A 16,455-nucleotide genomic window follows, 5' to 3' on the forward strand; every position below is an offset into this window, starting at 1 on the left:
AGCTTCAAGTTGCGCCCAGTACGTTCCAGCATCCACAAAGCGGAACGGACGACGACATCCAGCACTAACTTAACTTAAGAAAGAACCGAAATTAATCTAACGAGGTCTTTTTACATATCACTGTCAACCAATGTCCAAGTTAACTCACTTGAGTATTCTCCAGGCAAATTCAAACCATTTAATTGTAACAAGATACCTTCATCACTATCCCAAGCATCAGCAACGTCAGTAACTTTATCAACTTTTCCACCGGTTGAGTCATAAGCAATCAATTGTTTCTCATCTATTAAGGAACGAACGCCATCATTTTCATCTTTGAAAACCATGCCAGCATTCATAACCGTATTAAAATTACTTTCTAAAACGAAATCACTCGTTTGTTGAGCAAACAATTGCCATTTAGCGTTGTAACTATTTACCTTTACATCCCAATCTCCTTCACGTGAAACTAACTTCTTTCCACCTAAGTTAACTGGATTGAAACGATAATCCTCCACATCTAGCGACAAGTCTTTCTTTTGGTAAATAACTGAATAATTGATAGTATTACTCTTTCTACCATAATTATCGTAAGTCATTAAACTAATATTATTTTCTTCGCTAGTTGAAAGTTTCAATTCGACCCAGTCAAAGAAACTTTCAAAATCTGCTGTTTGTAAGAATTTTTCAGAATTTCTTCTTTGATTGAAATCTATATAACCATCTATATTTGAACTAGAATAAAATTCATACAGATTACTTTGAGAAATATAATAATCCTCTCCATTAACATATGTGTAAGTATATTTTGGAATATTACCTTTAAATATACTTCTAACCGTAATCACCGGTGAATCGGTAGTTATTTGCGAATGTAACTTAGGAACATTAATTGTATAAACTAACGTATTAGACGTATAAGTGCCATCTTGAATCGTTACATAAATTTCGTTTTTGCCTTCTCTTAAGCCAGGATGCTTACCATCTTCTATTTCCTTATTTATACTAATAAAATCGTTTCCAATTGTTTCGTTATTTAAAATCGGATTAATTTCCAGATTGATTTTTCCTTCAGCATCATAAACTGTAACTGGTTCTTGTTCACCTAATTCTGTCTTAATAATATACGATACTCTTGCTCCATTTTCACCTGTAAATTCTGAATCATCACTATAATAAAATAACCCTGATAAATTTACTGGATCATTGTTATTAACTGTAATGTTTTGTGTTTCTTCATCAGCTTCTGCAATTAATTCTTTTTCTGACACGTCAATAGTATAAGTTAAGGTGTTAGATTTTCTAACTCCATCTGTAGCATAAACATCGATCGTATTTTTACCAACTTCTAAATTGGTACCCTCTATTGATTTGTCAAATCTCAATAAGTCTAATGATTCACTACCTTCGTTAAGATACGTGGTTTCTTCGCCATTAGTAACAAAATGCCAAACAATTTCTGTAGGATAAAAACTCTCGTTATTAGCATATTTTAAACTTGTTTCTAACAATACATTTTCCTTCATATAAATCGAATAATTCAATTTATCAGTAGTAATAATTATACTAGTAAAGTCTGCAACATTGATCGTATATTCAATCGAATTAGAGACGCGATTCATGCTATCGACTGCATATACTTGAACCTTATTTTCACCAACGTTCAACCAACTATTATTAGTTGAAGCCGAAATCATAGAGATATCAAAATCAGCTGATAATTCATCATTAGCAATCATCAAACTACCATTAGCTAAACGTGTTTTCCCATTAATAACAGTATAGATTTTCGTATCATTATCCATCTTCGAACCATTTGTATATTTTAACTTTCCTGACAAATTGAAATTATCTTCATAAGCAACATCTTTTGTTAATTCATCAGTATTTTCGGCTTCCAAACTGTCATTGATAATAAACGAAGGACTCATTGCATCATCAATATAGTATTGTCCTTTATATGAAATGTGCTTATTAGCGACAGTCGTCGGCGTTTTTTGTGCATTTGCTTGACCGTACAATTGGACCGACAGCTTTTCATTTTCAAACTTCAAAGAGTCTAGTTTTAAATTAATGATCTGATTACCGTCACTATCAGTAGTAATATCACTGACAGAAATATCAGTCGTTTTGTCATTGTCGCCATCACTGTAAATAATTTGACCGATTGTATCATCGGCTAAATCTTCATTAATACCCGGTTTAAAATCAACTTGTTCAGGTAAATTGATGATAGTGGTTAATTCCCCTGTACCAGTAAAACCAGAATTATAAATAATATCATAGTCGAATCTTAATTTATCTTTATTGGAAACATTGAACTTCGGATCATCTTTTGACTCTGTAGTCTCTTTTTTGTCCAAATCACTAATTTTACGTCCTAATTTTCCTGAAGAGTCATACTGCGATAGATCATATAATGACGTTGAAGCATCAGCGTTAGCTACGTTAGGCATTTGTTGGAATAAAATTGCATAATCTTTAGGAACTGAATTTGGAGAACCGGTAGCAGCCGTAAATCCCCATCTTACTTTCGTATTACCATCTGTTCCTTTAATTTTACTAATATCGATTTCTTGATTTATTCTTTTATCCCAGTTGCGATAAGACTTAGCTGTTCCATCGTAATTTTTATCGTTGTAAATATAAGAAATATGGGCGCTATTAGATCCATCAGTTGGCGGAGTGTAGTCCACTGTAATGTGGCGCCAAGAATTATTTGCCGATTCATCATAATCATATCCAGATAAGTATAAGTTATGAATCTGCCCTTGATGATTTAAACCATAGTAAAAGTATTCTTCCCCAAAAAAAGACTTTTCCATAAATTCTTCATATGTACTACGTTCCCCGGGGTATCCAAAAGCAATATGTTGTCCTTTAACCATATCTGAACCTGAGGTAGATAAACCATCAAAAAAATCATCAACACTATTTGTGTACATTACAAATTTATTAGCGTTTCTGATTGTATCGAATTCCAAAGCCAGACTATTTTCGATAGCGCCTGATGTCAAATCTAACACAGTACCCGTATTGAATAAAGTATTCTTAGCCGCGATATAATCATCTTGACCACTACCCCATACTCCCAAGGTTTCTCCATAAGCTGGGTCTTCGAATTCCGGCCGAGCACCTCTAGCAATAGCTAAATCACCACGACTATCATTTTGTATAACAAGGGCGATTCCATCGGAAGTTTTACCTGACTCTGAATCAGTTTCATCATAAAAAGTGTCACCCAAATAAATCCAAGCTGAAATTGTTTGTCTTTTTGTTAGGTCAAAATAGTTATAATATTTTGAATCGTCATTTGGATCTTTATAGGTTCCCCAAAATGCGGCTATTTGGTTTTGTTCTCCACCGCTATCTAACATTTGTATGATTTCAGTTGGGTTATTGTATGTACTATTGCCTTTCTCAATAATTGTAGCTTGATTCTTGAATGGTTCGCCTTCTTTTCGAGAATATTCTTCTGGAAGTGTTAAAAATTCTTTGACATCTATTCCTTCAGGGGCAGCTCTATAAACTTCCTCTTTAGTTGGTGCAGCTGCTAATACGTTATTTATTTCTAAGAAACCGAATAGGAATGATACAAAGAATAAGGCTAAGGCTATGACGCAAAGCTTCTTCTTTTTCATTTTTATTTCCCCTTAATAACAATAATTATTCGCCACATGTAATTTTTAATTGTTTATGTATAAACATTTTACTATAAAAAAACTATCAATTTGATTCATAAATGGTAAAGACTGCTTTCTATTATCGGAAAACGGTTACAAAAGAATATAAAAAAATCCCATTAAACTGATATTTTCCAACAGAGAACATTCAATTTAATGGGATTTTGATATTTAACTGTTCTTAATGACTAATCCAGTAATAACATCAGCACAATCTTCACAGGCATCGAGCACCCGCTCAAAACCGGCATAGACTTTTTGCCAACGAATGACATCAATTGGGTCAATATCTTCTTCTCTAAATAAACTACTGAGCTCTTTAGTATAAAGATTGTCTCCTAAGGATTCGATGTGATTAGCTTGATCGACGTTCTTTTGTAAAGTTTTGGAATTCTTATAATGTGAAAATTCACGGACTGATTGTTGAACAGCTTTGACCGCTTGGCAAATCAAATCCATAAATTCTTCCGTGTGTGGGCGTAATTCTTGAACGTTAAGGTAGTGAAATTCATACGTCAATCCATTGATCCCGTCGATAATATTGTCTAATTTATCAACTAATTGGACGATATCTTCACGATCAATTGGCGTGATAAATGAAATATACAATTCATGCATGATTTCTTTGACGTCATCATCGCCATCAGCTTCAATTGCATGTATCTTCTGACTTTGTTCTAATAATTTTTCAGTATCAAAATCATTTATGATCTCATTGAGCAATTCACTGGATTTCAATGCATCACTCGACATATGTTCCATTGCAATAAAAAAATCAAACTTCTTCTTTTTGAAAACCATTTTGTTTGCCCCCTAGAAAATTGCCATAAATAATTTTGACATAAAGTAAGCTATCAAGCCACAACCGGGAAAGGTCAATACCCAAGCTAGAACCATATCTCTTACAACACTCCAATCAACAGAAGAAAATCGTTTGGCAGCACCAGCACCCATGATTGCAGTCGTTTTCGTATGAGTAGTTGAAACAGGGATTCCGAAAAGGGATGAGAATAACAAGGTAATAGCAGCACCTAAGTCGGCTGAGAAACCTTGATATCTCTCCAATTTGACCATATCCATCCCAACAGATTTGATAATACGCATTCCACCGACTGAAGTACCAACTCCCATCGTAACTGAACACAATATCATCACCCAAATAGGTATCGCAAAACCACCACTAGCCGTTTTTTCAGTTAAACCATTGTAATACAACGTCAACATGAAGACACCCATGAACTTTTGACCATCTTGAGCTCCGTGTAAAAAAGCCATCGCCATGGCACTGAGTGCTTGTCCAACGGTAAAAAATTTATTGGCAATCAAACGATTAATTGGTCGAAAGATCAGGATGACAAGTTTAGTAATGATATAACCTCCACCGAGACCAAAAACAGTCGAAACGATCAATCCAATGATAACTTTCCACCATTCAGTCATATTGACAGCTTGAAGACCGCCCAAGGCCATCGCAGCCCCGGTTAATCCCGCAATCAAAGCATGTGATTCACTCGTAGGGATTCCAAACCACCAGGCAGCTACCGCCCAAGTGACAATGGCAAACAGTGAAGCGGCTAATGCAATTTGACTCGTATTACCTGCTCCATCGAAACTGACGATATTACTAATTGTTTCCGCAACTTGCGCATTAAATAAAGTCATAACTAAGGCACCCAAAAAGTTCATTACAACCGCAATATAAATCGCCACGTTCGGTCGTAAAACCCGTGTTGAAACTGCGGTGGCAATGGCGTTTGGAGCATCGGTCCAACCATTAACAAAGACGACTGCCATTACTAAGACAACCGTCACGATCAAAGCTATATTCACGACGACACCTACTTTTATTATTCATTACTCACATTTATGATAACGTATTCAAAAAGTGATGTCTTTAACAAATTCAAATTAATTATATTTTTGCAAAAAAATCCTCAATGATTTGTTGTATTTTAATATTATCTTCTGGCATCCCAATCGACAAACGGAGCCAGTTAGGCCGTAAGCCTGTTCGCAATAAGTAACCACTCTTTAACAAAGTTTGGGCCAAATCTTGAGCCAGTTCTGTTTCAAAAAAGATGAAGTTAGCTTGACTGTGATAAAAATTCAATCCTAATCTTTGGAAAAATTGTTCATATTTAGTTCGCTCCAAAGCATTTTTTGCTACTACTTGCTCAACAAAATTTTGATCTTTAAAGGCTGCAATCGCTGCAGTTTGGGCAATCGAACTGACATTATATGGCAAACGTACTTTTTGAACTTCACCTGCAACTTGACTGGAGAAAACTGCATATCCTACCCGAAAATTAGCCAAACCGTAAGCTTTAGAAAAGGTTCTCATGACAACTATATTAGGATATTTTTTAGTTAGATCCATCGTTGTTGCTGGAGTCTTTTCAGTTACAAAGTCAATATATGCTTCATCGACCAAAACCATAGTTTCCTTAGGGACTTGTTGGACGAATTTTTCGATTGACGACACGGTCTCATAAGTACCAGTGGGATTATTCGGATTGCACAACCAAATTAATTTAGTTTTAGCAGTAATATTTTTTAACAATGCGGAAAAATCTATTTGACCATTTTCTTTAGTAGCGACCTTCTTAATTATTGCCTCTTCAATCTCAGCGTGAAGCGCATACTCCGAAAAAGTTGGCACACTGACGAGCTCCTCATCCCCCGGCTGCAAAAAGACTCGAGACAACATCACGATCACTTCATCTAAACCGACGCCAAAAACAATTTGACTAGGATCTAGAGAAAATTTTTCCACTACTAAATTACGTAATTCTTGAGCTGAACTATCTGGGTAGCGATTACTTAAATCGTAATTCCAATTCAAAACGGCCTCTTTAACTTTAGGCGAAGTTCCATAAGGATTTTCGTTAGCCGACAAACGAACGATTTTCTCAAGACCTAATTCTTCTTGTAATTGCTGCAAAGGTTTCTCTGGGATATATGGACTCAATTCTTGGATGATTTTCTTCATATTCATAACCTCTTACAAATCTTTAATTTCAGGACGGTCTTTAAATTGACTCATTAAGCCTTCTCTTTTAGCCAATTCCTCTTTGATTTGGTCAAAAGTGACACCTTGTTGAGCCCACAACACGCAGAGATGATACAACAAATCTGCTGATTCATAGACTAATTCTCCATCGCCACGTTTTTTACCAGGATTTTTGGCAGCAACGATCACTTCGGTTGACTCCTCTCCAACTTTTTTCAGAATTTTATCTAAACCTTCAGAGAATAAATAATCAGTATATGAACCCTTCTTAGGGTTATTTTGACGTTCTTTGACTAAGTTATATAATTCATCTAAATTTTGCATAATTAACCTTCTTCCACAGGATTAAAAAAACAAGTTCGATTACCTGTATGACAAGCTGGACCATGTGGATTGACCTTAACTAATAAAGTATCTCGATCACAGTCTAGAGTTAAACTAACGACATCTTGAATGTTGCCACTAGTTTCGCCTTTATGCCATAAACATTTTCTAGAGCGTGACCAAAACCACGTCTGACCACTAGTTAAAGTTTTTTGGTAACTTTCTTGATTCATCCAAGCAACCATTAAGACATCTTTAGTTGTCGCATCGACCACGACAGTAGTTAAGAGTCCTTTTGAAAAATCTGGCTGTATCATCTAACGACCACTCCCTTAGATTTAACGAATTTTTTCACATCTTCAATCGTTAGTTCTCCAAAATGAAAAACTGACGCTGCCAATGCTCCATCTACATCGGCTTCTAAAAATACTTGGCTAAAATCTTTAACTTCACCAGCACCACCAGAAGCAATGATTGGTACGTCAACTACTCGATTGAGTGCTTGATACAGTTCAATATCAAAGCCATCTTTGGTTCCGTCCTTATCCATACTCGTAACTAATAGCTCTCCTGCTCCAAGTTCAACAACTTTCTTAGCCCAAGTTATTGCATCCAAATCAGTCTTTTTTTGACCCCCATTCACATAAACAATGAATTTATCAGCTATCTTTTTGACATCAATTGCAACAACGATACATTGATTGCCAAATTTTTGCGCTCCTTGACTGATCAATTTTGGGTTACTGACGGCTGCTGAGTTAATCGCAATCTTATCCGCACCAGCTTTTAGAAGTCGGTCCATATCAGCTATCGATTTGATTCCACCACCAATAGTTAAAGGCATAAAGACTTGACGAGAAACCTTTTCTACCATATTAATAGTCGTCTGGCGTTTTTGATTCGTTGCAGAAATATCTAAAAAGACTAATTCATCTGCACCTTGCTTTTGATATTCGGCTGCTATTTCAACGGGATCACCGACATCAGTCAGATTTACGAAATTAACGCCTTTCTTAACACGACCGTCATCGACATCAAGACAGGGAATAATTCTTTTTGCTAACATTTTTCCACCTCCAAAATTTGAGCTAGAGAAATCGTCTTCTCAAAGAGTGCTTTGCCAATAATGCTCTGGTCAATTCCGATTCTTTTCAAAGCTTTTAAATCTTCAATGTTACGAATCCCGCCACTAGCAATTAAATTAACTTGTGGAATATCTTCTTTCAAAGCTGCCAATAATTCTAAATTAGGACCTTGCATCGTTCCATCTCGACTAACATCTGTGACGATGAAATTTTTTGCTCCAAATTTGCTCATCTTGGCAATTAAATTACTCATTGTTACATTTGACTGCTCCAACCATCCTTCAGTCGCTACTTGACCATCCTTTCCATCAATACCAATAGCGATTTTTGAAGTACCGAAATCATCGATCAACCGTTTAACTAATTGAGGATTTTTCAAGGCCGCTGAACCAATTACGATTCGATCAATCCCTAATTTCAAATATTGTTGAGCAGTTTGATAAGTTCTAATACCACCGCCTAGTTCCAAAAAACCACTGAAGTTTTGACGAATTTGTTTGATTATTGTGAGATTCTCTGGTTGGCCACTTTTAGCTCCATCTAAATCAACTAAATGCAGCTGTTTAACACCGGATTTTTCAATCTGCCTTGCCTGTTGTATTGGGTCATCGTTAATCGTCGTTACTGCCTGATAATCGCCTTGAAACAAGCGAACGCTTTGACTATTTTTTAAATCAATTGCGGGAAAAATCATCTTCGTTCACCATCCTTTGGAAATTTTTCAACAAATCTAAACCGACTTGACCACTCTTCTCTGGATGAAATTGCATGCCGATAACTTTTCCATTCTGAACTAAGCTTGGGATCAGTTGTCCATAATCTACTCCAGCTACAATATTTTCTAAAGAGCAATCTGCATAGTAGGAATGAACGAAATAAGTGTATCTTTGATCGATTGGAAAACTAGTCTTGATAAACGTTTGATTTTGATTCCAACCCATTTGCGGAATTTTAAGTTGGCGTTTAGGGATTGCTTTGACCTGCCCTTTAATAAAACCTAGACCTTTGGTAAATCCGTATTCTTCACTAGATTCAAATAGCAATTGCATTCCTAGACAAATGCCTAACATTGGAATTTGCTTTTCTTTGACTTGTTTCAAAACTGACACTAAATTGCGGTCTTCTAAAGCTTGCATAGCTGGTTTGAAGGCCCCTACTCCGGGTAAAATTACCGCTTCTGCTTGAAGGATAGTTGTGGGATCAGCTGTTAATCGATTTTCTATTTGTAAATAATCTAAAGCTTTTTTGAGGTTTTGGGTGTTTCCAGTATCATAATCGACGATTGCAAACATCAAATCACACCTTTCGTAGAATTAACTCCGATAATTTCTGGATTAATTGTTACTGCTTGACGCAAAGCTCGACCAAAAGCTTTGAATAAACTTTCTACCTTATGATGAGTATTTCGTCCGTACAGGATTCGTGCATGCAAATTCATTTCAGCACTAAAAGCAACTGCTTGGAAAAAATCTTCTACTGTTTCAGTATCTAAGCCTCCCAAACGAGGATTTTCAAACAAAGCATCAAATACTAAATATGAACGGCCACTGAGGTCTAAACTAACTTGTCCTAAAGTTTCATCCATTGGTACGAATTGGGTTCCAAATCTTTCGATACCAACTTTTTGACCTAATGCCTGCTTGATACATTCACCCAAAACGATACCGGTATCTTCAGTCGTATGATGTGGATCGACGTCTAAATCGCCATTAACCTTCACTACCAATCCAAAACGCCCATGTTTAGCAAATAGATTCAACATGTGATTCAAAAAACCAATCCCAGTATCGATGTCTACTTGACTCTGGTCATCTAAATTCAACGTCATCTTAATTTGTGTTTCCTTAGTATTGCGTTCAATCGTTGCTTGTCTCATCTTTTTTCCTCGTTTTATTCATAGTATTTATCAAATCTTGATTCGATGGCTCTTGCGTGTGCTTCTAATCCTTCTACTCGTGCTAATGTCGTGATAGCTTTGGCTTCTTTGGCTAATGCCGGCTTTGTATATTGAATAAATGAAGTTCTTTTAACAAAATCATATACGCCTAATGGAGAAGAAAATCTAGCTGTACCACCTGTTGGTAAGATGTGATTAGGACCAGCAACGTAATCCCCCAAAGGCTCAGAAGCATATTTGCCTAAGAAAACCGACCCAGCATTTTTAATTTGGTTGAGATATTGAGTTGGATTTTCCAATTGAATTTCTAAGTGTTCTGGAGCTATCAAGTTCATCAAAGTAAACATATCAGCTGATTCTTTAACGATAGCAATGAAACCTTTGTTCAAAACTGATGCCTGAGCAATCTCTTGTCGTGGCAAAGTCTTTAGTTGTAAATCAACATTCTGACTGACGGCTTGGGCCAATTTTTCACTATCAGTTACTAAGATAGGACGAGCTAACTTATCGTGCTCTGCTTGGGATAACAAGTCAGCGGCTAATTGTTTAGGATCAGCTCGGTCGTCTGCAATAATTCCAATTTCTGAAGGACCCGCCACCATGTCAATAGCAACTTGACCAAAAACTTGTTTCTTAGCCGTCGCAACGAAGATGTTTCCAGGACCAACAATTTTATCAACTTGAGGAATCGTCTCTGTTCCAAAAGCTAAGGCTGCAATTGCTTGAGCACCACCAACTTGATAAATTGAATCGATCCCAGCAATCTTGGCAGCGGCTAAAACAGCTTTAGAGATGCCATCTTTTTGTGGTGGAGTAACCATGATTATTTCTTTTACTCCGGCAATCTTAGCTGGCAAAGCACTCATTAGAATTGTTGATGGATAAGCAGCCGTGCCACCGGGGACGTATAAACCGACCTTTTCTAAAGGAAGCAACTTTTGTCCTCTCAAGACGCCAATTTGTTCAGCATCAATGAAACCTTTATTAATCTCCTTTTGGTGAAAACTCGTGATATTTTTCTTTGCCAATAATAAAGCCTGTTTAACGTTCTCGTCTAAAGTTTCGTAAGCCTCGTCAATGATTGCTTGATCTAATTTAAAATCTGACAATTTTACTTGATCAAATTTCTCTTCATAATTACGAACAGCCGCATCACCATTTTCAGCAACTTGTTCAATAATCTGACTAACGGCTTGTTCAACTTTTGGATCCGTCAACTGACGTGTTTTGTTTTGAACGATTTTTTTCAATTCAGTTAAGCTCTTTTGATAAATTTTCATTTTTACCTGCCTCTTTTTCTTCTTTCTTAAACTGAAGTTAGTGTAATATTCCGTCCTCCATAGCAAAGCAAAATCGAGCGGACGACGGCAATTCAGCGCTATATTAATTTAAGAAAGAGCCTTTTCTTCAGTAACGATTTTTTTTAGTTGATCTACAAATCTAAAAATTTCTTGGGGATGCTGTTTCAAAGCCATTCGATTGACAACTACGCGAGTGGAAACTTTATCCAAATAATCAAAAACTTTTAAATTGTTTTCACGAAGCGTGGTTCCTGTTTCGGTAATATCAACGATAGCATCCGTCAAACCTATCAAGGGTGCTAATTCGACTGATCCTTCTATCTTGATTATTTCCACATCTTGGCCAAGAGTATCGAAGTAATCTTTGGTGATATTAGGATATTTAGTTCCAATAATTTTTCGTTTAGGTTCGTCTGGATCGAAATCGTCAGTTGATGCTAAAACGAATTGGCACTGCCCTGTCTTTAAATCAAGCAATTCATATTGGCTATTACGATGCTCTGTCAAAATATCGCTGCCGACAATGCCTATATCGACAACTCCTCGTTCCAAAAAGGTTGTGACATCAGGACCTTTAGCTAGGATAAACTCAAAGGGTTGCGACATGGAATTAAATATTAAACGTCTTTTTTTATTCCTTAACTGCGTACAATCAATTCCAGCTTTTTCTAATAGTGGAATGACTTGTTTTTCAACTCGACCTTTAGTTAGAGCTATCTTCAAATTCATCTTCATCCTCCTCAATATCAATTAATTTAGCTTGAAGTTTTTGAGCTTCTTTTAGCGCATCTGCTTTCGTATCGCTCAAAGATAAAGTTGCATTCGGCAATTTCTTTACTAGTGCTTGAGCCTTTGACCAATTCTTTATTGAACTAAAGACTAATGTCTTTGGTATACGATTGAATTTTTTTACACATAAGTCGGTTAATAAATCGATGTCGATTCCCATACCTACTGCTGGTTCATTTTGAGCTTGAAAGTTAGCTAGTAAATTGTCATAACGTCCACCACTGAAAATATAATCTTCTCCACTTTTGGCGAATCCTCGAAAGGTCAAACCAGTGTAATACTGCTGTGGAGCACGACTACTTAAATCAATAACTAGTTGTTGCTTGGGAAGAATTTGTTTAACTAAGAGAACAATTTCTTTGATTTTTTTCAACCTCAATGTCACTGATTTTGGCAACTCGTATTGATTTAATTCTTGAAAAATATCTTCTGGTTCTCCAAAAAGTCGCGGCCATTCTTTTAACAAAGGATACAAACGCTGATCTTCAAAAGAAGATATTAATCGCTCATATTCAGTTATCTTTTTATCGAATAATGCTTGGGCTACTTGCTTTCTCAAATTAACATCGGTGGTAAAAATATCGAGAAAGATTTTAGCAAAATCGGCATATCCTAATTCAATCGTTACTTGTTCATCCAAAATCTCACGGCTTAAATCATAAATATTAATCAAGCATTCTAATTCAGCTTTGGTTGACTGATAGCCGACCAGTTCAATTCCAGCTTGAGTCAGTTGATTGTATGAACCAGAAAGACTACGACTAAGTCGAAAGATATCACCTACATAACAAAACTTTTGTGGCAAAGGAATACTCGTCGAGCTGAGAAATCTCGCAATTGGTAAGGTCAAGTCAGGTCTTAAAACAATCGTGTCACCTTCTTGATCCAGCAAGCGATACATTTTTGAATTGACCAATTGGTAAGGTTGGAAAACGACTTGCTTTTCAATAATTGGCGTAGAAATTCTAGCGAAACCTAAATTTCTAAAATGTCGTTGAATTACCTCAATAATGCGTTGCTTTTCTTCAGAACGAACTCCAAATTCGTCTCGAGTTCCCAATGGTAATAAATTGTTTTTCACTTTCTTAACCTCCCCTGAAATAAAAATTTAGATAAAAAAATCCCCTTAGCAAAATAAATTGCTAAGAGGACGTAATTTGCGCGGTTCCACCTCATTTTGTCTAATCCTTGCGAATTAAACCTCACGTTGGCTGAGTCAACTCGGATAACGAAACCGATCGGCAAAGCCTACTTAGTTCAGCCTTGCAATTCCTAGGTGTGGGTTCATTGATCACGATGTTCTTTTTTCACTACCAAGAACTCTCTGTAAAAGTTGGATCAATTACTTTTCCTATTCATCATTTTTATCATTAAATTAAATTTAAATTAGAATTATTAAATACTATTTAAATTGTTTCTAATGATATAAGCTGATTTTTAATTTGTCAACCCTAAATCAATGTTTTTATCAAATTATGACCTCGGCCAACTGACAAAATATCATGAGCATCGGATCCATAAACGAGCGGTATATTTAACTTTTTGGCCCGCGTTAAGATCGATTTCCCTGGATAGAAATCATTGCAAAAAGGTTTATACAATCCTGCTAAGTTCAAATCTAATTGACGGTTTTGTTGTTTTATATCTTGTAATATCTCATCTATCAACAATAAATTTTTCTCGTCATATTGATCTGGCAAATGGAAGTAATCTTGATACTTTTTGACTAAGCTCATGTGACCGATTCTGATTGGACGATAAGTTCCTAAATCTGCCTGAACAGAATTTCTAACTGTTTGAAAATAACGTGTAAAAACATCTTGAGGCCGTTTTAATAAGTTTTTGAATCCTTTCTGGAAATCGTCCACACCAAAATCAACGCACCACAATTTCTGATCAGTTCCTCGCATAAAATGAACTGACAAAATATTTTCTTGAGTTCTAGGACCATATTCATCCAAAAAGTCTTTGGTCCAGTCTTCAAAACCTGCTAAATAATCCACCTCAAAACCAATCGTAATTTTAATTTCAGACTGATATTTCTTTTGCAAACGAGTCATTTCTTGAAAATATTTTTCCAAGTCAGAAAAAGCCATTGAAGCCTCGGTTAGTCCTTCTTTGGTACCTGAGTATTCAGTTTTGAAATCTGGTGGTAAAGGGGCGTGTTCAGTAATACAATATTTTTTTAAACCCAATTTGATTGCCCACTGAATCATTAATTCAACATCTTGACCACTGCCATGAGGACAAAATTGTGTATGTGTATGTCCATCAGTTAACATTTAATCACCTCATTTTTAATAATTGAATCACTTTTTCTAATCATTTACAATTTATCTTTTTCAACATATATGTTATTATTAACATATGTTAAATACAACATATGAAAGAAGATAAACTATGAATTATTGGTTATTATTACTAACTTTTTTAAGTGTGAATCTTGATTTTTTCTTTATATTAATTTTCTTACTAGAAAAATTCAGATTGCCGAAAGTAATTTTAGGTTACTTATTGGGTAATATAATTTTACTTAGCATCAGTTTTACTATTGGCAAAACGCTAGCCACCTTTTTACCGGAATGGATTTTAGGTGTCTTGGGAATTCTACCAATTTATTTAGCTCTACATGATGACGATGATGACAGTAAACATTCAGACCATAAATCTGAAGTTCTAAATGTTTTAATTACTTATTTATCCGTTTGTGCCGGTTGTAATTTATCAATTTTTTTACCAGTCTTAGCCGGAGAAAATCTAAATAATTTTATAATTACATTACTCTTCATCGGATCTTTGACCATCTTGATTGTCCTAATTATTAAATTAATTTCCAAATCAAGTCTAGTCAAAATTGTAATGAAAAAATATGGTGAAATAGCTATGAAAATTTGCTACGTATCCATTGGTTTATACGTGTTTTGGGATAGTGGCTTAATTACCCATCTACTAGGTTTGCTATAATAAAACTATTATAGACAAAGGACCAAATTAGATGAGTAAAAAAATCAGAAATCCTATCAATTCCAAACAGTTAGTTGAATCAGAACGTATTTTCAAATTATTGAGTAATCCTAATCGTTTACAAATGTTGAAACTTTTGGAAGAAAAGTCACTGAATGTCAATGAAATCAGTCAAACTTTAAATATTGAACAATCGGTCGTCTCACATCAATTAGCAATTTTGAAAAAGCACCAACTCGTTAGTTCAAAAAAAGACGGCAAATATAACTATTACCGTCTTGATGATCCCCATATCCTCGATGTAATCAATGAAATGCTTCAACACGCCGACCACGTAATCCGTGGCAAAAAACATGGTGAATAACTTACAAGATATTTCCTAAAGCAAAAACTAAGGGAATCGTAATTAAACTCAATATAGTCGATAAACTCATCAAAGAAATTGCTGGAGCCGCATCCCCTTGAGCTTGTAACGTGAACAATACTACTAACCCAGCGACCGGACAAGCTGCCATCACAATAGTGGTATAAAAAGCAATCCCGGTTACTCCCAAAGCTTGCAAGATAAAGATAGCAATGATTGGAAATAATAAATTTCGTAAGACAATTGTCAATCCAATTTCTTTGTTCAACATATTTTTACTAAAAGTAATATTTCCCAGACTATTACCAATGACGATCATTGACAAAGGTGTATTGACCGAACCAACGTATTTGATGATTTGGTTAGGAACGCTGGGAATTCTGATAGAAAAGACAAATAAAATCACACCTAAAACGATAGCAACAATGTTAGGATTCAACAAAACTTGTTGCCAATCAGTTTTTTCTTTATTTTCACTAGTTTTAAATAAGGAAATTCCCTGCGTCCAACTAAAAATATTAAATCCTGCCAAAGATACGACTGCAAAAAATACTCCGGGAGCGCCAAATAAAGAACTTATCAATGGAATCCCCATAAAACCAGCATTTGAATAAATACTGCCATATTGGGCAATACGTCTGAGATTCTCATTTTTTAAACGTCCAAAAACTACCTTAGCCACAATAATTTCCACAAAATACAAGATGACAACGCCTAAAATTGCTAACAAAAATTGTTTGATCCGTGAATCAGAATAAGGTTGCTCAAAAGCATTGATAATTAAACATGGTGAAACGATATACAGCAAGACGTTAGTTAAATCGCTTGAAGTTTGTGCATGCATAAATTTTAATTTGTTGATCAATACCCCAATCAGCATTAAACCAAACATCAAAATAATTTGATTTATTAATTGTCCAATATTCATTAGTGTCCCCCCTTTGGTTAATACATTATACAAATATTTTATGCCAAAAAGCAGTTTTAATTACAAATAACAAAAAAATCGCAAATTGCAAGAACAAGTTAGCCACTTTGGAAAAATAAAGAAAAGTTAAG

Annotated in this window: 17 protein-coding genes and 1 other annotated feature; of the genes, 2 read left to right on the forward strand and 15 right to left on the reverse strand. The window is 35.4% G+C overall.

The window, feature by feature from the left end:
- Window positions 1–110: 110 nt before the first annotated feature.
- The 14 genes from FC88_RS02530 to hisJ form a co-directional block, all read right to left on the reverse strand.
- On the reverse strand, window positions 111–3,620 hold the full coding sequence (locus FC88_RS02530; protein ID WP_057812462.1) for a hypothetical protein: 3,510 nt from the start codon (window positions 3,618–3,620) through the stop codon (window positions 111–113).
- 213 nt (window positions 3,621–3,833) lie between these two features.
- Entirely contained in the window at window positions 3,834–4,463 is a 630-nt protein-coding gene (locus FC88_RS02535; protein WP_057812464.1) for a DUF47 domain-containing protein, read from the reverse strand.
- A gap of 12 nt (window positions 4,464–4,475) precedes the next feature.
- Window positions 4,476–5,456 carry an inorganic phosphate transporter gene (locus FC88_RS02540; protein ID WP_057812489.1) on the reverse strand — a complete coding sequence of 327 codons (981 nt, stop codon included), beginning with the start codon at window positions 5,454–5,456 and terminating at the stop codon, window positions 4,476–4,478.
- Between the two features lie 118 nt (window positions 5,457–5,574).
- Window positions 5,575–6,651 (reverse strand): histidinol-phosphate transaminase, encoded by a 1,077-nt coding sequence (gene hisC, locus FC88_RS02545; protein WP_057812466.1) that lies wholly within the window; start codon window positions 6,649–6,651, stop codon window positions 5,575–5,577.
- Between the two features lie 12 nt (window positions 6,652–6,663).
- The gene (hisE, locus tag FC88_RS02550) at window positions 6,664–6,996 is read right to left on the reverse strand and encodes a phosphoribosyl-ATP diphosphatase (RefSeq protein ID WP_010020628.1); all 333 of its coding nucleotides are present in this window, start codon (window positions 6,994–6,996) and stop codon (window positions 6,664–6,666) included.
- 2 nt (window positions 6,997–6,998) lie between these two features.
- A complete protein-coding gene (gene hisI, locus FC88_RS02555; protein ID WP_057812492.1) occupies window positions 6,999–7,310 on the reverse strand; it encodes a phosphoribosyl-AMP cyclohydrolase in 312 nt (103 codons plus the stop codon).
- A complete protein-coding gene (gene hisF, locus FC88_RS02560) occupies window positions 7,310–8,062 on the reverse strand; it encodes an imidazole glycerol phosphate synthase subunit HisF (RefSeq protein WP_057812468.1) in 753 nt (250 codons plus the stop codon). Before hisF ends, hisI begins: the two co-directional genes overlap by 1 nt.
- The gene (gene hisA, locus FC88_RS02565) at window positions 8,056–8,775 is read right to left on the reverse strand and encodes a 1-(5-phosphoribosyl)-5-[(5-phosphoribosylamino)methylideneamino]imidazole-4-carboxamide isomerase (RefSeq protein WP_057812470.1); all 720 of its coding nucleotides are present in this window, start codon (window positions 8,773–8,775) and stop codon (window positions 8,056–8,058) included. Before hisA ends, hisF begins: the two co-directional genes overlap by 7 nt.
- Complete coding sequence (hisH, locus tag FC88_RS02570) at window positions 8,756–9,373, reverse strand: imidazole glycerol phosphate synthase subunit HisH (protein ID WP_057812472.1); 618 nt, start codon at window positions 9,371–9,373, stop codon at window positions 8,756–8,758. The genes hisA and hisH overlap by 20 nt, the downstream gene beginning before the upstream one ends.
- Complete coding sequence (gene hisB, locus FC88_RS02575; RefSeq protein WP_057812474.1) at window positions 9,373–9,957, reverse strand: imidazoleglycerol-phosphate dehydratase HisB; 585 nt, start codon at window positions 9,955–9,957, stop codon at window positions 9,373–9,375. Before hisB ends, hisH begins: the two co-directional genes overlap by 1 nt.
- Window positions 9,958–9,971: 14 nt before the next feature.
- Window positions 9,972–11,258, reverse strand: a complete 1,287-nt coding sequence (hisD, locus tag FC88_RS02580; RefSeq protein WP_057812476.1) for a histidinol dehydrogenase — start codon at window positions 11,256–11,258, stop codon at window positions 9,972–9,974.
- 108 nt (window positions 11,259–11,366) lie between these two features.
- Window positions 11,367–12,008, reverse strand: coding sequence for an ATP phosphoribosyltransferase (hisG, locus tag FC88_RS02585; protein ID WP_057812477.1), 642 nt, complete (start codon window positions 12,006–12,008; stop codon window positions 11,367–11,369).
- Window positions 11,983–13,149, reverse strand: a complete 1,167-nt coding sequence (locus FC88_RS02590) for an ATP phosphoribosyltransferase regulatory subunit (protein WP_057812480.1) — start codon at window positions 13,147–13,149, stop codon at window positions 11,983–11,985. The genes hisG and FC88_RS02590 overlap by 26 nt, the downstream gene beginning before the upstream one ends.
- Before the next feature lie 62 nt (window positions 13,150–13,211).
- Window positions 13,212–13,436, reverse strand: a binding site (T-box leader).
- 83 nt (window positions 13,437–13,519) lie between these two features.
- Window positions 13,520–14,350 (reverse strand): histidinol-phosphatase HisJ, encoded by an 831-nt coding sequence (hisJ, locus tag FC88_RS02595; RefSeq protein WP_057812482.1) that lies wholly within the window; start codon window positions 14,348–14,350, stop codon window positions 13,520–13,522.
- Between the two features lie 118 nt (window positions 14,351–14,468).
- On the opposite strand from hisJ, the gene FC88_RS02600 reads away from it, so the two are divergent.
- The gene (locus FC88_RS02600) at window positions 14,469–15,032 is read left to right on the forward strand and encodes a cadmium resistance transporter (protein WP_057812483.1); all 564 of its coding nucleotides are present in this window, start codon (window positions 14,469–14,471) and stop codon (window positions 15,030–15,032) included.
- Between the two features lie 31 nt (window positions 15,033–15,063).
- The gene (locus FC88_RS02605; RefSeq protein ID WP_057812485.1) at window positions 15,064–15,396 is read left to right on the forward strand and encodes an ArsR/SmtB family transcription factor; all 333 of its coding nucleotides are present in this window, start codon (window positions 15,064–15,066) and stop codon (window positions 15,394–15,396) included.
- A gap of 1 nt (window position 15,397) precedes the next feature.
- On the opposite strand, the gene FC88_RS02610 is transcribed toward FC88_RS02605, so the two are convergent.
- Entirely contained in the window at window positions 15,398–16,324 is a 927-nt protein-coding gene (locus FC88_RS02610) for an AEC family transporter (RefSeq protein ID WP_057812487.1), read from the reverse strand.
- Window positions 16,325–16,455 lie beyond the last annotated feature (131 nt).

Source organism: Companilactobacillus futsaii JCM 17355 (assembly GCF_001435505.1).
Lineage (GTDB): Bacteria > Bacillota > Bacilli > Lactobacillales > Lactobacillaceae > Companilactobacillus > Companilactobacillus futsaii.